The sequence below is a fragment of the Lentzea roselyniae genome, assembly GCF_039537795.1.
GTDB lineage: Bacteria > Actinomycetota > Actinomycetes > Mycobacteriales > Pseudonocardiaceae > Lentzea > Lentzea atacamensis.
This window is the reverse complement of record NZ_BAABBE010000020.1, coordinates 34,158-53,749: the sequence shown is the minus strand read 5'-3', so window position 1 is coordinate 53,749 and position 19,592 is coordinate 34,158. Positions and strand designations below refer to the sequence as shown.

At 68.5% G+C, this 19,592-nt stretch carries 21 protein-coding genes; 15 read left to right on the top strand and 6 right to left on the bottom strand.

The features are described 5' to 3' along the window. Window positions 1–190: 190 nt before the first annotated feature. A complete protein-coding gene (locus tag ABFX45_RS30825; protein ID WP_346133706.1) occupies window positions 191–937 on the bottom strand; it encodes a nuclear transport factor 2 family protein in 747 nt (248 codons plus the stop codon). 56 nt (window positions 938–993) lie between these two features. On the opposite strand from ABFX45_RS30825, the gene ABFX45_RS30820 reads away from it, so the two are divergent. Further along, entirely contained in the window at window positions 994–1,833 is an 840-nt protein-coding gene (locus ABFX45_RS30820) for a helix-turn-helix domain-containing protein (protein ID WP_346133704.1), read from the top strand. On the opposite strand, the gene ABFX45_RS30815 is transcribed toward ABFX45_RS30820, so the two are convergent. Beyond that, entirely contained in the window at window positions 1,810–2,562 is a 753-nt protein-coding gene (locus tag ABFX45_RS30815) for an aminoglycoside phosphotransferase family protein (protein ID WP_346133791.1), read from the bottom strand. The two genes, ABFX45_RS30820 and ABFX45_RS30815, sit on opposite strands and share 24 nt — an antisense overlap. Before the next feature lie 3 nt (window positions 2,563–2,565). Here ABFX45_RS30815 and ABFX45_RS30810 point away from each other — a divergent pair, with 3 nt between their 5' ends. The 8 genes from ABFX45_RS30810 (at window position 2,566) to ABFX45_RS30775 (ending at window position 10,293) form a co-directional block, all read left to right on the top strand. Then, window positions 2,566–3,306 carry a hypothetical protein gene (locus ABFX45_RS30810; RefSeq protein WP_346133793.1) on the top strand — a complete coding sequence of 247 codons (741 nt, stop codon included), beginning with the start codon at window positions 2,566–2,568 and terminating at the stop codon, window positions 3,304–3,306. A 100-nt stretch (window positions 3,307–3,406) separates the two neighbouring features. Continuing rightward, a complete protein-coding gene (locus ABFX45_RS30805) occupies window positions 3,407–4,747 on the top strand; it encodes a UDP-glucose dehydrogenase family protein (protein ID WP_428834204.1) in 1,341 nt (446 codons plus the stop codon). Window positions 4,748–4,860: 113 nt separating this feature from the next. Continuing rightward, window positions 4,861–6,450: a DHA2 family efflux MFS transporter permease subunit gene (locus ABFX45_RS30800; protein ID WP_346133701.1), complete on the top strand. Its 1,590-nt coding sequence runs from the start codon at window positions 4,861–4,863 to the stop codon at window positions 6,448–6,450. Between the two features lie 43 nt (window positions 6,451–6,493). Continuing rightward, window positions 6,494–6,880 (top strand): MerR family transcriptional regulator, encoded by a 387-nt coding sequence (locus ABFX45_RS30795; RefSeq protein WP_109638044.1) that lies wholly within the window; start codon window positions 6,494–6,496, stop codon window positions 6,878–6,880. Beyond that, window positions 6,871–7,179, top strand: a complete 309-nt coding sequence (gene trxA / locus ABFX45_RS30790) for a thioredoxin (protein ID WP_346133699.1) — start codon at window positions 6,871–6,873, stop codon at window positions 7,177–7,179. The genes ABFX45_RS30795 and trxA overlap by 10 nt, the downstream gene beginning before the upstream one ends. An 18-nt stretch (window positions 7,180–7,197) precedes the next feature. Beyond that, window positions 7,198–8,781, top strand: a complete 1,584-nt coding sequence (locus tag ABFX45_RS30785; protein ID WP_346133697.1) for a Na+/H+ antiporter — start codon at window positions 7,198–7,200, stop codon at window positions 8,779–8,781. A gap of 54 nt (window positions 8,782–8,835) precedes the next feature. Beyond that, window positions 8,836–9,270: a hypothetical protein gene (locus ABFX45_RS30780; RefSeq protein WP_346133695.1), complete on the top strand. Its 435-nt coding sequence runs from the start codon at window positions 8,836–8,838 to the stop codon at window positions 9,268–9,270. A 15-nt stretch (window positions 9,271–9,285) separates the two neighbouring features. Then, window positions 9,286–10,293 (top strand): gamma-glutamylcyclotransferase, encoded by a 1,008-nt coding sequence (locus ABFX45_RS30775; RefSeq protein WP_346133693.1) that lies wholly within the window; start codon window positions 9,286–9,288, stop codon window positions 10,291–10,293. Here ABFX45_RS30775 and ABFX45_RS30770 read toward each other — a convergent pair. The 3 genes from ABFX45_RS30770 to ABFX45_RS30760 are packed head-to-tail and all read right to left on the bottom strand — an operon-like array spanning window position 10,286 to window position 12,908. Beyond that, window positions 10,286–11,854 carry an FAD-dependent monooxygenase family protein gene (locus tag ABFX45_RS30770; protein ID WP_346133691.1) on the bottom strand — a complete coding sequence of 523 codons (1,569 nt, stop codon included), beginning with the start codon at window positions 11,852–11,854 and terminating at the stop codon, window positions 10,286–10,288. The genes ABFX45_RS30775 and ABFX45_RS30770 overlap by 8 nt on opposite strands. 57 nt (window positions 11,855–11,911) lie before the next feature. Then, window positions 11,912–12,085: a DUF397 domain-containing protein gene (locus ABFX45_RS30765; RefSeq protein WP_211337417.1), complete on the bottom strand. Its 174-nt coding sequence runs from the start codon at window positions 12,083–12,085 to the stop codon at window positions 11,912–11,914. Continuing rightward, window positions 12,060–12,908, bottom strand: coding sequence for a helix-turn-helix domain-containing protein (locus tag ABFX45_RS30760; protein WP_170166439.1), 849 nt, complete (start codon window positions 12,906–12,908; stop codon window positions 12,060–12,062). The genes ABFX45_RS30765 and ABFX45_RS30760 overlap by 26 nt, the downstream gene beginning before the upstream one ends. A gap of 131 nt (window positions 12,909–13,039) precedes the next feature. On the opposite strand from ABFX45_RS30760, the gene ABFX45_RS30755 reads away from it, so the two are divergent. From ABFX45_RS30755 to ABFX45_RS30730, 6 genes are read left to right on the top strand one after another with little or no spacing between them, the layout of a single operon-like run. Beyond that, window positions 13,040–14,086 carry an efflux RND transporter periplasmic adaptor subunit gene (locus tag ABFX45_RS30755; RefSeq protein ID WP_346133688.1) on the top strand — a complete coding sequence of 349 codons (1,047 nt, stop codon included), beginning with the start codon at window positions 13,040–13,042 and terminating at the stop codon, window positions 14,084–14,086. Then, a complete protein-coding gene (locus tag ABFX45_RS30750; protein ID WP_346133686.1) occupies window positions 14,083–14,763 on the top strand; it encodes an ABC transporter ATP-binding protein in 681 nt (226 codons plus the stop codon). Before ABFX45_RS30755 ends, ABFX45_RS30750 begins: the two co-directional genes overlap by 4 nt. Further along, window positions 14,760–15,950 carry an ABC transporter permease gene (locus ABFX45_RS30745; protein WP_346133684.1) on the top strand — a complete coding sequence of 397 codons (1,191 nt, stop codon included), beginning with the start codon at window positions 14,760–14,762 and terminating at the stop codon, window positions 15,948–15,950. Before ABFX45_RS30750 ends, ABFX45_RS30745 begins: the two co-directional genes overlap by 4 nt. Window positions 15,951–15,961: 11 nt before the next feature. Next, window positions 15,962–16,609, top strand: coding sequence for a hypothetical protein (locus ABFX45_RS30740; RefSeq protein ID WP_346133682.1), 648 nt, complete (start codon window positions 15,962–15,964; stop codon window positions 16,607–16,609). After that, window positions 16,495–17,121, top strand: a complete 627-nt coding sequence (locus tag ABFX45_RS30735; RefSeq protein WP_346133789.1) for a response regulator transcription factor — start codon at window positions 16,495–16,497, stop codon at window positions 17,119–17,121. The genes ABFX45_RS30740 and ABFX45_RS30735 overlap by 115 nt, the downstream gene beginning before the upstream one ends. Then, a complete protein-coding gene (locus tag ABFX45_RS30730) occupies window positions 17,118–18,368 on the top strand; it encodes a sensor histidine kinase (protein ID WP_109638032.1) in 1,251 nt (416 codons plus the stop codon). The genes ABFX45_RS30735 and ABFX45_RS30730 overlap by 4 nt, the downstream gene beginning before the upstream one ends. Here ABFX45_RS30730 and ABFX45_RS30725 read toward each other — a convergent pair. After that, window positions 18,354–19,538: a YbiU family protein gene (locus ABFX45_RS30725; protein WP_346133680.1), complete on the bottom strand. Its 1,185-nt coding sequence runs from the start codon at window positions 19,536–19,538 to the stop codon at window positions 18,354–18,356. The genes ABFX45_RS30730 and ABFX45_RS30725 overlap by 15 nt on opposite strands. Window positions 19,539–19,592: the final 54 nt, after the last annotated feature.

Below are 19,592 nucleotides of genomic sequence, written 5' to 3'. Positions count from 1 at the left end.
CTGACGAATGGCCCCGAACGGCGGGGCGCATTACGCCAGTTCGCGGATGGCGCGACGTGCTATGGCCTCCGCAGCACAGGTTTGCCCATCTCCACTCCTTCCGTCGTCTCCCTCGCCGCGGCGATCCGCCCGCACAGGACGCGCGGCACGAGTTCATCGAACGGAAACCTGCAGCCCGCGGTGAGCGTGGTCAGAAAAGGCCGTTGGTGTGCGGCAGCGACGCCGGGATCGGCGTGATCACGTCCCAGTGCTCGACGATCCTGCCGTTCTCGACCCGGAACAGGTCCCAGTACGCGACCGGCTCGCCGAACTCGCCCTCGGACTGCAGCAGCACGAGATCGCCCTCGGCCACAGCTTTGTGGATCGTCTTGTAGACCAGGTTCTTACCTTCACCCGCCCACTTCGCGGCGGCGGCGCCGAAACCGGTGAGACCGTCGGCGGCGTCCGGGTTGTGCTGCAGGTAGGTCTCGGTGGAGATGTAGTCGGTCAGCACCGAGTAGTCGGCGTCCTGCAGGACGCGCTGCGCGAACTCGCTGACGAGAGCGCGGGAGTGCTCGGTGTCACCTCCGAACGACCGACCGTCCGTTTGAGACCGTCCACTGACCGTCTCCCGCACAACCGGGGTGAGCGCGTCCCAGTGCTCGGCGAGCTTGCCGTTCTCCACCCGGAAGAGGTCGAACGCCACCAGCGGCTCCGGACCGAATTCGTGGTAAACACCGTGCAGCGCAACGAGATCGTCGTCGGCGATCACGCGCGCCAGTTCGTAGTGGAAGCCCTCGGGAAGATCAGCGACAAGCCCGCGCAGCGCCTCGGGGCCGTCACCGATGAGCGCGCTGTGCTGGCGGTAGTCCGGCGAGACCCAACGGTCCACAGCGGACGGATCCTTGTCACCGAAGAGCTCGCCGGCGGCCTTGAGCACGAGTTCCTTGTTGTCCATGGCTCCGAAGTTTTCCCATCAACCAGCCGGGGGGCGAGGTAGGATCACGCCTCACCATGGTCAAAAGTGGACAGGTCGCCCAGTTCGGCTTCAGCAACCCCGACCGCGGCCGGCTCGGCATGGAGGTGCTCGACCTCGCCGTGCTCCGTCGCAGGCTCACCGACGACACGCTGACGAAGGTGCACCGCACCGACTTCCACCAGATGGTGCTGGTCACCGCGGGCAGCTCCACCACCATGGTCGATTTCGTGGACCACACGTGCGTGCCGGGCACGCTGCTGCACGTCAGCCCCGGCCGCGTACTCCGTCTCCCTCAGGGCGACGCCGAGGCGTTCATGGTCCTTTTCACCCCGGCGTTCCCGCCACCGCTCGACGGCACGCGCCCGTTGCTCAGCCCGTTCGGCCCGGCGGCGCGCACCATCCCCAAGGCCGAGCGGGCGGTCGTCACCCGCGCCGTGCAGGACCTCCGGCAGGAGTACCGCCGCAACGTGCTGACGAACGAGCCGGTCGACCTGCTCCGCCAGTTGCTGGGCGCGTTGCTGCTGCGCATCGCTCGCCTGCCGCACGACGCCGGCCCCGAGCACAGCGACGCCAGGTTCGAACGCTTCCAGCAGGAGCTCGAGCGTTCGTTCGCTGCCACGCGGAACGCCGCCGAGTACGCGGCGCGCATCGGCTACTCGTTGCGCAGCCTCAACCGCATCTGCCTTGCCGCCACTGGCCGGTCGGCGAAGGCGTTGATCGACGCTCGAGTGGCACTGGAGGCCAAACGCCTGCTCGTGCACACGGACCTGTCGTCCGCGGCGATCGGACATCGGCTGGGGTTCAGCGAGGCCACCAACTTCACCAAGTTCTTCACCCGCGAGGCGGGCATGTCACCAGGAGCGTTCCGCCAGTAGCTGGCCCAGGGTGTGGCGCGCGATGCCTGCGAGCAACGGGTTGGTGTCGCGGTAGTACGGCAGCGCGAGCACGGCGAGGTGCAGCGCCCAGCCACGCGCGCGGGCCCAGGTCGTGTCGTCGAACTCGCGCAGCTCGCGCCGGAACGCCTCGCGGCCGCGTTCGCCGAGGAACAGCCAGGCGGTCATGAGATCCGCCGCCGGGTCGCCCACGCCCGCGGCACCCCAGTCGATCACGCCGGTCAGCTCGCCGCCGGTGAACAGCAGGTTTCCCCGGTGCAGGTCGGCGTGCAGCCAGCGGCCCGGCCCGGTCCACCACGGCGCGCTCAGCGCTTCCTCCCACACGGCGACGAGCCTCGGGTCGTCGCCGAGTTCCGCGATCGACCTGCGCACGTCCTCGTCGCCGGTGGAGAGGTCCAGCCGGCCGCGATAGGTGGTCCACGGCTCGTCGCCGGTGTCGATCTTCTGCAACGCCTGGACCACCTCGGCCAGGCGGATCCCGGTGTCGCCGGCGACCGCGTCGACCGGGGCGATGTCACCGCTGAGCCAGCGCACGATCGACCAGGGGTACGGGTAGTTCTCGGTGGGCTCGCCCAGTTCCAGCGGTTCCGGAACCGCGACAGGAAGGTGCGGGGCGAGCTTCGGCAGCGTCGCGGCGTCGCGTCCGGCCTGGTCGCCGGCCCATTCGATGCGCGGGAGGCGGACCGCACGGTAGCCGGTGGCGCGGGAGATGCCGTGATCACGTGCCAGCGCGGTGATGTCGGCGTGCTGCCGGAACCAGCGCAGGGCGAATACCGCGTGCCAGTAGCAGGTCAGCGCCCTGGTATGGCGGCTGCCGCGTCGGAGGCGGAGCGGCTGATCGCCGAGGACGTCCGCACGAGCATGGCTTCGCCGTCGGACTACCTGGTGCCGTGGGACCAGGAGTTTCCCGGAGTGAACGGCACGAACCTCACGCTCGCGGAGCTGATGCGGATCGTGCTGATGTGCCCGGAGTTCAAGCTTCCGGACACGACCGTGCGGCCGATTCTGGTCGATTTCTACCGCTCCGTGCTGCGCACCGGCGGCCGTTCCATCGTCGGCCTCGCCGCCGGTGTCTTCCACGTGGAGCACGGCACCCTCTCCGCGCCGTCCTACTACTACCAGGGCCGCGATGCCATTCTCGGCAAGGGAATCGTGATCGACTGCGTCGGCGGGGCGATCCTGCAGGAGGGATCGTTCCTCGGCGGTGGTTTCATGCCCATCCTGATTCACACCCACAAGCACATCCGCGGAAGTGGCGAAGCGGCGGCGTCGGAGCGGAAGCGGATTCATCCGTGCACCTTCGTCGCCGAAGCGGGCGCCCGGTTCCCCATGCACGCGGTCGGGTTGTTCGAGACCGTGGACTACCTGGGGAAGGAACCCCGTACCAGGGAATCCGGGCGTTGCCGCACGACGAGTGACCCGGCGACGCCGCCGATGCACGTGCTTCTTTTCTGACTGATCTGACGAACTAGAACGAGGATCGACGCCGCCGAGCGTGAAAACAACGTCGCTCGGCGGCGTCGATTCACACACTGGGTGAAGGGGGATGGGTTCAATGCGCGGTTCCAACGTCGCCGTGGTCGGCGCGGGCTATGTCGGATTGACCACGGCCGCGTGCCTCACATCGCTGGGGCATCGGGTCGTGTGTGCGGATGTCGGCCAGAAGAAGGTCGACATGTTGAGGCGCGGCGAAGCAACCATTCAGGAGCCGGGTATCGCCGCGTTGATCGCGGAAGGACTGGTGTCCGGACGGCTGGAGTTCGTTCTCGGCGCGCGGGCAGCGGTGGCCGAGGCCGGCACCGTGTTCCTGTGCGTGCCGACGCCGATGAGCGCCGGCGGAGCGGCGGACCTCAGGGCTCTGGAGGCCGTCGTGACCGAGCTGCGGGATGTGCTGTCGCCCGGTTGCGTTGTGGTGAACAAGTCGACGGTTCCGGTCGGCACGGCGGTCCGTGTCGGCGAGCTGCTCGACCGTGCCGACGTTTCGGTGGTGTCCAACCCGGAGTTCCTGCGCGAGGGAAGCGCGGTCTACGACTTCCTGAACCCCAACCGGATCGTGATCGGCGCGGCAGGTCATGACCTGGCCGGTGCCGAGCGTGTCGCCGGTCTGTACGAGAAGATCGACGCGCCGGTTCTGGTGACCGACTCCGCGAGCTCGGAGATGATCAAGTACGCGTCGAACTGCTACCTGGCAACTCGCTTGTCCTTCGTGAACACGATCGCCGAGCTGTGCGAGTACCTCGACGCGGACATCGACGACGTGACCACGGGCATGGGCTACGACGAGCGGATCGGAAACTCGTTCCTGCGGCCCGGACCGGGCTGGGGTGGTTCCTGCCTGCCGAAGGACACCGTCGCGCTGCTGCGGACCGCCGAGTCCGTCGGCAGCGAGTTCCCGGTGCTGCGCGCGGCGATCGACGCCAACCAGAGGCACCAGGAACTGGTGGTGGACAAGGTTCGCAAGGCGGTCGGCGGCGACCTGGCCGGAGCCAGGATCGGTCTGCTCGGGTTGACGTTCAAGGCGGGGACGGACGACCTGCGGGACTCCCCCGCGCTGGCGATCGCGAAGCTGCTGGCCGCGGAAGGAGCGGACCTGGCCGGCTACGACCCCAGCGTCCGCGGCCCGGTGGCGGGTGTGACGGGCCAGGTGCGGATCGTGGGAACCGCCTATCACGCGGCACACGGCGCGGCGGCGATCGTCGTGCTGACCGAGTGGCCGGAGTTTCGCGCCCTCGACTGGCCGCGCATGGCGGTCCGGCTGGGTGGCCGGTCCGTCATCGACACCCGGAACCACCTCGACCCGCTCGTCCTGGACCGCGCCGGCCTTTCCTATCAGGGCATCGGTCGTCCGGTGTCACGGGACGGCAGCCGGAAGCCGTTGCCACCGCTGGCGGCGTGATCCGCCTGCCGGGCTGAGCCCCGGCCGGGCGATCAGTGGCGCGACCCCGCGCGTCACTCGTCGCCCGGCCGGGGTGTGCCGGTCTCTCCAGCCGACGCGAACAGGAAGTCACGATGACAAGACGAGCTGGTCCGTGGTCCGCGCTTTTCCCGCTGTGTCTCGGTTTCTTCATGGTCATGCTGGACATCTCCGTCGTGAACATCGCGGTGCCGTCGATGGTGCGGGAGCTCGGCACCGAGCTGAACGCGGTGATCTGGGTGACCAGCGTCTACCTCCTCGCCTACGCGATTCCGATGCTGTCCGCGAGCAGGCTCGGCGACCGGGTCGGCCCGAAACGCGTCTTCGTCGCCGGGCTCCTCGTGTTCACCGGGGCGTCGCTGTGGTGCGGGCTGTCCAGCAGCGTGGAAGTGCTGATCACCGCCCGTGCGGTCCAGGGTTTCGGCGCCGCGCTGATGACCCCGCAGACGACGGCGTTCATCACCCATCTCTTCCCACCGGACAGACGCGGCCCTGCCATGGGCGTCTGGGGCAGTGTCGCGGGCATCGCGATGGTCACCGGCCCTCTGCTCGGCGGCGTGGTCGTCGACCAGCTCGGCTGGGAGTGGATCTTCTTCGTGAACGTGCCGGTCGGGCTGCTCGCGCTGGTGCTCACCCTTCTCCTCGTCCCCGACTGGCAACCTAAGAACGCGCACCGGTTCGACCTTCTGGGGATCCTGCTCTCCGGCGCCGGCATGTTCTGCGTCGTCTTCGGCCTCCAAAATGGACAGAGGTACGAGTGGAGCACGGTCGGTGCGGGTATCGGTGTCTTCGACATCATCGGGACGGGTGTGCTGCTGCTGGTCGGTTTCGTTCTGTGGCAACGAATGAATCGCCGCGCGCCACTGCTCCCGTTGCAGGTCTTCGACAACCGCGACTTCTCCGCGGGCAGCCTGTCCGCGGTGGCCGTCGGGTTCGTCATGACGAGCATGCCGCTTCTGCTGGTCATCTACGCCCAGTCGGTGCTCGGACTGTCCCCGACCGACACCGGACTGCTGATCGCGCCGATGGCCGTGCTGTCCGGCAGCGCCGCACCGTTCGTCGGCCGGCTGTCGGACCGGATGAACCCCAAGTACCTGTTGATGTTCGGCTTGCTCGCGCTGTCCACGGGCCTCGGCGTCATCGCACTGTTGATCACCCCGGTGAGCTCGCCGTCGATCGTGCTTCCCGGGCTGTTGCTGTGCGGTCTCGGTGTCGGGTTCATCTTCTCCCCGATGAGCAACGTGACCATCGGCTCGGTCGACCGCGAACTGGTCGGCAGCGCGTCGGGCATCTTCAACACCGCCCGTCAGACCGGCGGGGTGCTCGGCAGCGCGGCGGTCGGTGCGCTGCTGCAGGCGCAGATCACCGCGTCCACGGCCAGGAGGGCGGACGAGGCCGCGCTCGCGTTGCCCGCCGAGTTCCGGCAACCCTTCGTCAGCGGCTTCGCCGACGCGGGAGGCGGCATCGGCCGGTTCGGGGACGACGCTCCCCCGCTCCCGCCGGACCTGCCACCGGCGGTCGCAGACCAGGCACGACAGCTCGCCACCGACGTCCTGCAGAACGGGCTGACGGACGCGGTCAAGGTCTCCCTCCTGCTGCCGATCGGCGTGTTGTTGCTCGGGCTGCTGTCCGCGGCGGCCATGCGGACCACCAGGCACCGGTCACCCGTCACTGCCGCTGACTGAAAAGGTTGCCTTGACGTGCGCGTCAAGGTTTAGCGTTCGGTGCATGAGGATCGGCGAACTGGCCAAGCGAGCCGGCACCACCACCCGTGCGCTGCGTTTCTACGAGTCCCAGGGCCTGCTGGAGGCTCAGCGCACGTCGAACGGTTACCGCGAGTACGACGAGCACGATCTGCGGCTGGTGCGGGAGATCCAGTCGCTGCAGGCGGTCGGGATGTCCCTCGAAGACACCAGGCCGTTCGTGGCGTGCCTGCGCGCCGGGCACGAGTCCGGCGACTCGTGTCCCGACTCGCGGGACGTCTACCGGCGCAAGCTCGCCGAGGTGGACGCGTGCCTGGAGCGGCTCCAGGCGGTGCGGGAGTTCCTGCTGGCCAGACTCGCCTTCCAAGACCCGTGCCTCGTGGCCGAACCCAAGGAGTTCCAGTGCAGCTGACCGACGCCACGTTCGCCTCGCAGGTGAGCACCGGCACCGTTCTCGTCGAGTTCTGGGCGCAGTGGTGCGGCCCGTGCCACATGCTCTCGCCGGTGCTCGACGAGATCGACCGCGAACGCGACGACCTGACCGTTCTGAAGATCAACGCGGACGAGAACACCGCCACCGCACGCGACTACCAGGTCATGTCGCTGCCCACGATGCTGTTGTTCCGCGACGGCGTGCCGATCCACCAGATCGTGGGAGCGCGACCCAAGTCGCGGCTGCTGGCCGAACTGGATGCCGCGCTGAGCGCGTGATCGGCCTATCTTGAGGCCATGCTCGGTCTCGAACTCGTGGTGGTGCTGGGCGTCTGCATCCTGGCGAGCAGTGTCGTGTCAGGACGGTTGCGCCTCGCCGCACCGGTGCTGCTCGTCGTCTGCGGCGCGGTGCTCGGCTTCGTTCCCGCCCTGGAGTCGGTCAGCCTGCCGCCGGAGGCGATGCTGCTGATCTTCCTCCCGGCCCTGCTCTACTGGGAGAGCCTCAACACCTCGCTGCGGGAGATCCGCAGCAACCTGCGCCCGATCGTGCTGCTCAGCACGCTTCTGGTGCTCGTGACGGCGGCCGCGGTCGCCTCGGTGGCCCACGCGCTGGGCCTCGACTGGGGCCCGGCGTGGGTGCTCGGCGCGGCACTGGCCCCGACCGACGCGACCGCCGTGGCGGCCATCGCACGGGGCATGCCGCGCCGCACCACGACCATCCTGCGCGCCGAGTCCCTGATCAACGACGGCACCGCGCTCGTGATCTACGCGATCGCGGTCGCCGTCACCACCGGTGAGCAGGAGTTCAGCACCGGCGTGGTCGGGTTGCGGCTGCTGCTCTCCTACGCGGGTGGCGCGCTCGCGGGTCTGGCGATCGCCTGGCTGGCCGTCCAGGTGCGCAAGCGGCTCGACAGCCCGTTGCACGAGAGCGTGGTGAGCATCCTGACGCCGTTCACCGCCTTCCTGCTGGCCGAAGTGGCGCACGGTTCGGGCGTGATCGCGGTCGTCGTGTGCGGTTTGACGCTGTCGCAGGTCGGTCCGCGCATCGTGCCGGCCGACACCCGCCAGCAGAGCACCGCTTTCTGGAGCATCGCCACGTTCCTGCTCAACGGCGCCCTGTTCGTCCTGATCGGACTCCAGGCAAACGGCGCAATCCGCACGCTGGACGGCTCCGAGATCCTCACAGCGTTCGGCGCGATCGGCCTGGTGGCGCTGACCGTGGCAGGCACGCGCCTTTTGTGGGGCTACACGACTCCGTACGTCATCCGCGCGATCGACCGCCGCCCCCAGCAACGCCTTCGCCGCGTGGGCGCACGCCAACGCCTCGTCTCGTCCGCCGCCGGCTTCCGCGGAGCGGTGTCGCTGGCGGCCGCGCTGGCCGTGCCCGAGACGGTGGTCGGTGGCGCGCCTTTCCCGTTCCGCGAGGAGATCATCCTCATCACGTCGGGCGTGGTCGTGCTGACGTTGATCGTGCAGGCCGTGCTGCTGCCTTCGATCATCCGCTTCTCCCAGCTGCCCGAGGACACGGCGCTGGACGAGGAGCTGCGACTCGCCCAGTCGACGGCGTCCGAAGAGGCCTACGAGGCCCTGCCACGCCTCGCCGACAGGCTGGGCGTGAGCGACGTCGTCTACAAACGCGCACTCGCCGAGTACGAACACCACCTGGAAGTCAGGCGGGCCAAGGAGGCCGGCGACGAGGAGGTGGCGCAGTCCGAGCTCGAGTACACGGCGTTGAGGCTTGAGCTGATCGCGCACAAGCGGGCGACCGTGGTGCGGTTGCGCGACGAACGGGCGATCGACGACATCGTGCTGCGGGCGGTGCAGCGCAAGCTCGACGTCGAGGAGGTGCGGCTGTCCCGGCGCGAGGTCGAGGAGGACTAGCCGCGCCGCAAAACCCGTGTCGCCCCGGCACCCCGGCAATCTAGCCTGTGGTGCATGCATCAGCCCCGCAGACGCGACCGGCGCTCGGCTCGGCGTCCGGCGCAGCGTCCACGCGAGGCTCCGCAGCTCGACGTCGCGGGGACCGACGTGGTGCTGGTGGGCTACTTCTCCGCCAAGCAGAAGGACTTCGCGGCGCTCATGGCCTCGGCAGCCGAGGCGCTGGCCGCACGCGGCGCACGAGTCGTCTCGCAGATCGTGCAGAGACGTGGTGTGTCGCACGGCGGCGTCAAGAAGATGAGCCTGCCCCGCTCCTCGCGAACCTTGCTGAGCTACGGGAAGGTTCGCGAGGTGGCTGCCGTGTGCGAGCAGGCCGACGCCGGCGCCGTGATCTTCGTGGCCTCGTTGACCGGGCGCCAACGCAGCGTGCTGACGGCGATGCTCGGCCGTCCCGCCGTGAGCCTCTCCGACGTCATCGCTGCCGAGGACTGACATAGGCTCGGGCTCATGATCACACCACGGGCCCGCGTACTGGGCAGGATCGCCGACCACCTCACTGCTCAGCTTCCCGGACGTCCGCTGCGGGTGGCCGTGGACGGGATCACCGCGGCAGGCAAGACCACGCTCGCCCGTGAGCTGACCGCTGCAGTCGCCGCACGTGGGCGGGCCGCGGCGCACCTGTCGATGGACGGGTTCCACAACCCGCGGGCTGTGAGGCATCGGCAAGGGCGGGACTCGGCGGACGGCTACTACACCGACGCCTACGACTTCGCGTCGTTCCAGCTTCTGGTCCTCGACCCGCTCGGGCCCGGTGGAGATCGTAAGTACCGGGAGCGGATCATCGACCTGCCCTCGGACACGCCGATCGACGAGCCGCCGGTCGAGGCGCCGGAAGATCTCGTGCTGGTGGTCGACGGCAGCTTTCTGCAGCGGGAGCTGGTGTGGGACGAGGTGGTCTTCGTCGACACACCGTTCGAGGTCGCGCACGAACGCGGCACGCGCCGGGACACGGAACTGCTCGGCGGGCTCGACCAGGCTCGTCGTGCCTTCGAGCAGCGGTATCACGCGGCCAGCCGCCGGTACCTCGACGAGGTCGGGCCGGCGGAAAGCGCGACGGTGGTGCTCGGCAACGAGGACGTCGCGAACCCCGTGTTGCGGCGGATCGGCGGGCCGGCTGATGCGGTGGTGAACCTCTTCTCGTACGGGACGTTGCAAACGCCGTCGGTGCAGATCGAGCACTTCGGGCGGACGCTGGTCGGCAAGGAGGACGTGCTGCCCGGCTATCGGCAGGACTGGGTGACGATCACCGATCCGGCCGTGGTCGAGGTCAGCGGTACGGACCGGCATCCGATCGTCCGGCACACCGGCGACCCCGCGGACGCGACCTCCGGCACGATGCTGGAGGTGACGGCCGCGGAACTCGCCGCGGCCGACATCTACGAGGTCGACGACTACCGGCGAGCCCTGGTGCGGCTCGGTTCGGGCGCGGACGCCTGGGTGTACCTGGCTAACTGACCAGCGACAGTCCCCGCCGGATCGGCTCTGGCGAGGAAACCTCGGCCGAGGGGACGACGACTTCCTCGCCACCGATCTCGCGGGTGATCCACGGGCCGGACTCCACCATGACCTTCAGCGTGCGGACGTCCATGGCGTTGATGCGGCCGTAGTACCACTCGTCGGTCGCCAAAGTCCCCATGCGGCCACCGAGGCGCTTCTTGATGTCGAGAACGCGCTCGAACAGCGTCGAGACCAGAGCCGCGCGGTCGAACGGGCCCTGCAGGCCCTCGCGGATGCGGTCTTCGATGCCGCGCGGCACGCCCTCGGAGTCGGGCATGAGCATCGTGGTCCAGGCGCGGGACTTCTCGCGGTACTGCAGCTGCTGCATGGTGCCTTCGTGCGCAGCGAAGTCGGCGGCGCGGAAAGCCTTGCCGCGCCAGCGCTTCTGCAGGTTCACGGCGAGGGACAGCGCGCTCTTCAGGCCGGTGTTCAGGCCTCGGCCCGGCCAGAAGTGCAGGGAGTTGGCGGCGTCGCCGAGCAGGAAGCCGAAGGTCGACGGGGCGAGCTGGGCGGTGAACTTCGACATCTGGGTCATGCCCAGGGTGAACGAGGTGATGCCGACGACGTCGGCGGCGCCCACGCCGAAGAAGCGCAGGCCGTCCAGAATTCGTGGCCACAGGTAGGAAAGCTTGTCCACGGACGGCTTGAAGACGGCGCGGTGGCGGTCGCACACGAAACGTCCGCCGGAGGGACGCATCGTGCAGCCGGTGTTGCCGATGCACGACACCGGGCCGTTCTCGCCCAGGGCCACGATCTCGGAGGCTTCCTCGGCGGTCAGGCGCATGTTGATGAAGCCGCCGCCGAGCGAGTTGAAGAGGAAACGGTTCTGCGCCACGGTCAGCGGCACGGTGTGCTCGTCGGGGACCTTCGCCGTCACTCGGATGCCCAGGACGCGCTCGTCCAGCGGGGAACCGTCCACTGAGAACAGTTCGCGGCTCGGGGTGCCGAAGTGGGCCGACAGCGAGTCGCGGGTGGCGGAGCGAGCGCCGTCGGCGATGGCGAGGACGTGCAGGCCGTCCCAGCGGTCGGGGCGGACGTAGGCCTCAGGGATCACCTCGATGCCGTAGGTGTCCTGGGCCATGTCGAGCAGGGCATCCTCGATCCAGCGGATCTTGATGTTGCGCGGGCGGCCCTTCGACTCCGGGGAATCGGGGCCCAGCGGCCACATCTCGGAGAACTTGCCGGGCACGAAGAGGCGTTGCTGGACGGCGGAAGGCAGGGCGGCCCAGACGTTGCTCTGCAACGTCACCACCTGCTCGCGGCGGTTGTTGCCCTCGGCGGTGCCGCGCCACACGACGCGGTTGCCGCGGCGCATCCAGCGGCGGTCGTGGACGCGCACCGAGACCTGGTCACCCAGCAGCGACTTCAGGGTGCAGGCGAACGCGAGGCCCACCGGACCGCCGCCCGCGACGTCCACCCGCAGCGGGGCGGTCTGGCGCAACGGCACCACCTGACCGCCCTGGCGCGGCAGGATCACCGTTGGGCCGACCTTGCCCAGCAGCACCGTCTTCTCGTCCATGACCCGTCCCCTCGATCCCGTTCGACGGCGGGAACACGTGGTGAGACGGGAGACGGTTCAACGATTTTCGATGAAGATTTTCCAGGCACCAAAACCAAAGGTCAGAACGCCTCCGGACGGGTTCTTCGAGTCGCGGACGAGTGCGTCGTGGGCCAGCGACACCTCGACGCAGTTCCCGTCCTCCGCACCGCCGCTGTAGCTGCTCTTACGCCATGCGCGTTCCTGCGTCATCGAGGTCCTCTCGCGGTCGGCCGACGTACTCCGCCAGCATCCTCCGCGATTGTTCCTCATCCAAGGCGACCGCAGCCAAGCGGTCGAACAGCAGCCGCGTCCGCACGATCGCGCCTGGATCTTGCACGAACACGTTGGCAAGATCGGTCTCGACGAACGCTATCGACATGGCCTTCTCGTACTCCCACAACGTGCAGCTGGATGCGATCACAGCCGTGTCGGCGGGGATGATCCGAACAAGGTGCACGTTGAAGAGCAACCGGGCGTACTGATCTTCCATGACCCGGTCGTCGCCGACTCGCGTCTGCAACGCATGCTCATGGACGTAGAACAAGCAAGTCGGCCGATTGTGTCGACGCAGGATCGCCTGACGATCCGTCCGGAACTGCACGAGTGCAGGGATTCGCTCTTCGGTCACCAGACCAGCGACCCGGTAGACACCATCGGCATACTCAGGCGTCTGCAGGAGCCCCGGGACTGTCTGCGCGTCGTAGGCCACGATCTTCTTTGCAGTGGACTCGGCCATCGCCATCGTGCGCAGGTTGTCCGGGACCTGGACGATGTATTCCTCGAAGGCGTTGCGGTAACGCCGCCTGAAGTCCTCGAAGAAGTCGATGTCCTTGCCGCACATGGACAAGTACTGCACGAGGTCGATCTCACTGGGACGGAACTTGCCGCGCTCGACGGTCGACACCTTGCTCGGATCCCAGCCCAGCCGGACAGCCAGCGCAGCACCGGTCAAACCGGTACAAGTCTCGCGCAACCGGCGCAGCTCGTCGCCCAAATCCCTGCTGTATGCGGTGGATGGAGTAGTCGTGGCCATGACCTCGACGCTAGAGCTTGCTCTTTGAGCACGAATCTGCTCATTCGGGTGAAAACGGAATGCCCGATCATCAGGGAACTGCCAGGAATCTCGCAGCCTGTCTACAGCTTGGCGGACGACCATCCCAGCCCATGACTCGACGTCGCAGATCCTTGTTGATCAACGGACTGCTGGTGGTGGTCCTCCTCGGTGCCGGTGTGGCCGGCTACCTGGTGTTCTTCGGTTCCTCCGGCAACGCTCAACCCACCGCACGCACCGCCACGGCCGCGAACCGCGACGTCAGCGAGGTGGTCACGGCGGCGGGCACGGTGCAGAGCTCGTTCAGCGCCACCGCGTCGTTCGGCACCAGCGGCACGGTCACCGAGGTTAACGTCAAGGTCGGTGACGCGGTCACCAAGGGCCAGCAGCTCGCGAAGCTCGACCCGACGCAGGCGCAGCTGCAGGTCGACATCGCGCAGGGCAACCTCGACACCGCGGCCCTGAAGGGCACGGCCACCACGGCGTACCGGCAGGCCGAGCTCGCGTTGAAGCAGGCGCAGGACGCGCTCGCGGCCACCACGTTGACCGCCCCCGGTGACGGCACGATCACCTCGGTCACCGGTTCTGTCGGGCAGAAGGTCGGCGGCAGCGCCTCCGGGTTCGCCGTCGTCACCGACCTGAAGAACCTCGTGCTGCACGCGAACGTCTCCGAGTCCGACGTCAGCAAGCTCAAGGCCGACCAGGCGGCGACCGTCACGGTCAACGCCATGGCCACGCAGCCGATCCAGGCCAAGGTCGCCCAGGTCGACCTCACCCCCACCACGTCGAACAACGTCGTCCAGTACGGCGTGACGCTGTCGCTCACCGCCCCGCCTGCAGGGCTGCGGCCGGGTCAGTCGGCGAGCGTCGAGATCACCGTCAGCCACGTGTCGAACGTGCTCGCCGTCCCCGCGGCCGCCGTGCAGACCGTCGGCAACCAGAGCACGGTCCAGGTGATGGAGAACGGCGTGGAGACACGCAAGACCGTCGAGGTCGGCGTGCGCGGTGACCAGTACGTGGAGATCAAGTCCGGTCTGACCGCCGGTGAGGAGGTCGTGCTGCCACCGGTGACCACCTCGACCAACACGAACCGCCAGCAGCAGCAAGGCAACATCCCCGGCACGGGCGGCCAGCGCACCAACGGCGGGTTCGGCCGATGAGCCCTGTCATCGAGGTCAGGAACCTCCGCAAGACCTACGGCTCCGGCGACACGGCCGTGCACGCTCTCAGAGGCCTCGACCTCACCGTCGAGAAGGGCGAGTACATCGCGATCATGGGCGCGTCCGGGTCGGGCAAGTCGACCTTGCTGAACATCCTCGGCTGCCTCGACGTGCCGACGTCCGGCAAGTACCTGCTCGACGGCATCGACACCGGTGACTTCGACGAGGAGCAGCTTTCCCTGCTGCGCAACCGGAAAATCGGGTTCGTCTTCCAGTCCTTCAACCTGGTGCCGAGAACCACCGCGCTCGCGAACGTGGAACTTCCGCTGGTGTACGCGGGGGTCCGCCGTGCCCAACGCCGGGAACGCGCGCTGGCCGCGCTCGATCTCGTCGGCCTGAGCGACCGCACGCACCACCGCCCCAACGAACTGTCCGGCGGCCAACAACAACGCGTCGCCATCGCCCGTGCGCTCGTCACGTCACCCGCGATCGTGCTCGCCGACGAGCCGACCGGAAACCTCGACACCGACTCCAGCCGCGAGGTCCTCGGCATCCTGGACCGCCTGCACGCCAGCGGCCGCACCGTCGTGCTGATCACGCACGAGGACGAGGTCGCCGCCCACGCCATGCGCACGGTTCGCGTGGTCGACGGCCGAGTGGCAGGGGTACTGGTGTGAGAGTCGTGGAGATTGCGGCGTTCGCGGTACGCGGTCTGACCGCGAACAAGATGCGGTCGGGCCTCACCACGCTCGGCATCCTCATCGGTGTCGCTTCGGTGATCCTGCTGATCGCGGTCGGCAACGGCGCGTCCAGCTCCGTGCAGCAGAGCATCGCGGGGCTGGGCACCAACATCCTCACCATCAGCCCGCAGCGCGCCCAGCCCGGCAGCACGGTCAGGCCGCTGACCACGGCGGACGCGGCGGCGCTCGTCGGCCCCGACTCCCCCGACGTCAAGTACGCGTCGCCGGTCGTGTCCGTGCAGGCGACCGCGGGTTTCGGCGGCACCAGCTACCCGATCAGCCAGTTCATCGGCACGGATCCGCGCTACTTCGACACGACGAACAGCGGTGTCGCGCAGGGGAACCTGTTCTCAGACAACGACGTCCAGCAGGCGCGCAAGGTCGTGGTGATCGGCGCTACCGTGGCCACGCAGCTCTTCCCCGGCGTCGATCCGGTCGGGAAGTCCATGCTGGTCAACAACATCCCGTTCACCGTCGTCGGAGTGCTCGCGGCGAAGGGGTCCAGCGGGTTGCAGGACGCCGACGACATGGCCGTGGCACCGCTGACGACCACGCAGAACGCGTTGACCGGCTACGGCAGCCTCACCCAGATCGTCGTGCAGGCGCGCTCGGCCGACGCGTTGCCGAACGCGTCGGCCCAGGTGACGACGATCCTCAACGGCCGGCACAAGGTCACCGGCACACCGGACTACCGGATCCTGAGCCAGGACCAGCTGCTCACCGCACGGACCGCGACGACGGAGACGTTCACCGTGCTGCTCGCGTCGGTGGCGGCGATCTCGTTGCTGGTGGGTGGAATCGGCATCACGAACATCATGCTGGTGACCGTCACCGAGCGGATCCGCGAGATCGGCATCCGCAAGGCGGTGGGGGCACCGCGCTCGTCGATCCTCGGCCAGTTCCTGATCGAGGCGACGCTGCTGAGTCTCTTCGGCGGCGCGCTGGGTGTCGCGGCGGGCGTGATCCGCAGCCGGTTCACCATCGCGGGCATCCAGCCGGTGCTCGTGCCGTCGTCGGTGCTGCTCGCGTTCGCGGTGTCGGCGCTGATCGGCCTGTTCTTCGGCAGCTACCCCGCCTCGCGCGCGGCGAAGCTCCGTCCCATCGAAGCCCTCCGGCACGAATAGGAGTCCGGCAAGTGACCAACCCACTCGACCAGCCGCTCGAGAACGACCTGACGGCTGAGCTGAAAGAGCGCAGGACCGGCTTCGGCAAGAGCACGGTCGTCCTGGGCGTCGCGGTGCTCGCCATCGTCGCGTTCGTCGGCGGGGTGTTCGTGCAGAAGTCCTTCGGCTCCGCGCAGAACCCGAACCGCCCGAACGCCGCACGGCAGTTCAACGGCACGCCGCCGTCCGGGACGAACCGGACGAACGGGCGCGGCACCATCGGCACGATCGACCACGTCGAGGGCACCACGGTGTTCGTGAAGACCCAGAACGGCGAGATCGTCAAGGTGTCCACTTCGGACTCGACGAAGGTTCAGATCACGTCCGACGGCAAGCTGACCGACCTGAAGCCGGGCCAGCAGGTCGTCGTGCAGGGCCAGCCCGGCGAGGACGGCACGGTGACCGCGCAGACGCTGACCCAGCGCCCGCCCAACGGCTCATGCAGGATCAACGCGTGGAACGTGGCAGGTTGCTCGTCGTCGAGGACGAACCCAGCATCCGCGAGCTGCTGTGCGCGAGCCTGCGGTTCGCGGGGTTCGCCGTGTCCAGCGCGGCGACCGGCGGCGAGGCCCTGCAGTCCGCCCGCACCGACACGCCGGACCTGGTGCTGCTGGACGTGATGCTGCCCGACCGCGACGGCTTCGAGGTGGTGCGGCGGTTGCGGGCCGGTGGCGTGCGGGTGCCGGTGCTGTACCTGACCGCGCGGGACAGCCCGGACGACCGGATCACCGGCCTGACGGTCGGCGGCGACGGGTACATCACCAAGCCGTTCAGCCTGGAGGAGGTCATCGCGCGCGTCACGGCCGTGCTGCGCCGCACCCGGCCCGGCCACGAGAGCGAGCAGCTGACCTGCGGCGATCTCTCGCTGGACGTGGAGAGCCACATCGTGCGGCGCGGCTCGCAGGTGGTGGAGCTGTCGCCGACCGAGTTCCGGCTGCTGCACTACCTGATGCGCAACAGCGGGCGCGTGCTGTCCAAGGCGCAGATCCTCGACCAGGTGTGGTCGCACGACTTCGACGGTGACGTCGGCGTGGTCGAGTCGTACATCTCGTACCTGCGGCGCAAAGTGGACGCGGTCGAGCCGCGCTTGATCCACACTGTCCGCGGTCTCGGGTACATGATCCGCCCATGACGTTGCGCGTGCGGCTGGTGGTCGTGCTCGTCGCCCTGGTGGCGGCGGGCCTGTTCAGCACTTGGCTGATCGGCTCGAAGGTGATGGAGAACTACCTGCTGGGCCAGCTCGACGCGCGGCTGGACCGGGTGGTGTCGATGCCGAGGGCGTTTCCCCTGCGGGAGAACATGGTGCTGCGCGACGCCGACGGAGTGCTGGCCGGCACCCCGGTCGAGGACCTGCCCGCGTACGGCACGCTGACGCCCGGCGAGCACGTCACGGTGGGCTCGCACCGGCTGGTGATGCGCCAGTTCGACGGGGAGGAGCTGATCGCGGCGGCCGACCAGTCGGAGGTCGACAACGCGGTCGCCGACCTGCGGCTGGCGTTCCTGCTGATCAGCCTGGGCGCGCTGATTCTCGTGGGGATGGCCGGTTATGCGCTCGTCCGCGCGTCCACGCGGGCGTTGGAGGAGGTCGAGCAAGTGGCCGGCGAGATCGCGGCCGGTGACCTTTCGCGCCGCGTGCCGGTGCGGCAGCCGGGCAGCGAGGTCGGGCGGCTGGCCTCGGCGCTGAACACGATGCTCGGGCAGATCGAGCAGGCGTTCGCGGTGCGGGTGAGCTCGGAGAAGCGGATGCGGCAGTTCGTCGCCGATGCGTCGCACGAGCTGCGGACGCCGTTGACGTCGATTCGGGGGTATGCCGAGCTTTACCGGCAGGGTGCCGCTTCGGATGCCGCCGAGGTGTTGCGGCGCATCGAAGACCAGGCCGCGCGGATGGGGTTGCTGGTCGAGGATCTGCTGCAGCTGGCCCGGCTCGACTCCGAGCAACCGCTGAACCTGTCCACTGTGGACCTGGTCGTGCCCGTCACGGACGCGGTGGTCGAGGCACGGGTGCGGGATCCGGAACGCACGGTGTCGTTGGAACTGCCTGGTGAGCCCGTGCTCGTTGACGGTGATGAAGCTCGCGTGCGGCAGGTGCTGACCAACCTGCTCGACAACGCCCTGATCCACACGCCCGCGGGTTCGCCGATCGAGGTGCGGCTCGCTCCCGGGGTGATCGAGGTGGCCGATCACGGACCCGGGCTGGAGCCGGAGCAGGCTTCCAAGGTGTTCGAACGGTTCTACCGCGTGGATTCCGCGCGCGGGCCCGGCGGCACCGGGCTGGGGCTGGCGATCGTGGCGGCGCTGGTCGCGGCGCACGGCTGGCGGATCGAGCTGGACACCGCGCCGGGTGAGGGCGCGGTGTTCCGGGTGCTATTCGGGCCGTGAGCGGTTGGGCCAGTCGCGTTCGTAGTGCTCCTCCGGGAAGTCGCTCGGACTCGAGCCCGTCCTGAACGCGCGCTCGATCTCCTCGGCGTAGCGCTCGTTGCGCGGGCACCAGGGCGCGGCCGGGATGTACATGACGTTGCCCCAGCCCTTCTGGTTCGTCACCGGCGCGACGCTGTGGATCATGTCGCAGTGCCACCAGACGGAGTCGCCTGCCTTGACGTCCGGGATGCCGCTCAACGCTTCGAGCAGCAGCGGGTGGTGTTCGGCGCTCACCGGGAAGACCTGGTTGACCGTCACACCGCACATGTCGTCGTCCGGCACGTCGTCGAGCAGCGGCCGGAGCATCAGGTACGCCATCGCGCCGGGGATCGGAACGGTCTGCAGCACGCCCTGGTCGTGGTCCATGTCCGACAGCGCGGTCCAGCCCTGGAACGTGCGGAACACCGAACACATCGTGGTTCCCGGATACTGCGGCCCCGTGGTGCGGTGCGCGGCGTCCCACGGGTCGTACTGCTCGACTGTGCCGTTGAACAGGTGCCGGAACGCCTGCTGGTACTCCCGCGTCATCCACAGGTCGAGCGTGCCGGGGTCGAGGTGGGTGCCGAGGCCACCGGAGTTCGCTCCGGGCGGACGGCGGCGGATGCGGTCCGGGTACAACACGTCGCGGCCGGGGTCGAACCAGCCGTCGCTCTTCCACAGGCTGTTCAGGAATCGCCGCACCGTGGCCATGCGTTCGTGCCGCCTGGCTTCCATCTGCGCGGGTGACCAGTAGATCGGGTAGATCTCGGGCTTCGAGCCGACGCTGCCGAAGAAGTCGTCGCCGGGGCCGCGGTAGTTCTCGAAGAACCGGTTGCTCTCCACGTAGTCCACAATGGACTTGTCCCAGGCCAGTGCCTGGTCGCGGCCGAAGTGGTTCCTCACCACCAGACAGCCGCGCCTGCGGACCAGGTCGGCGGACGCGGTGCCGGCCTCGATGTCCGCGTAGTCGATCACCGGCCAGGCCTGGCCGGCCTTGACGTCCTCGACCTCGCGGCGAATCCGTTGCTCGACGACCGCGAAGACCTCCTCGACGGTACGTCCGGACGCCTCGATGTTCGCCCTGATCGCCTTCTTCACCTCGCGGATGGCTTTCGGCAGGTCATCAGGGGTGGTCTCCCAGTTCGGCAGCACTTCCGACTCCTTCCAGTAAGGCCTCCTTACTTAGAACCATAGGCGTGTCGCCGC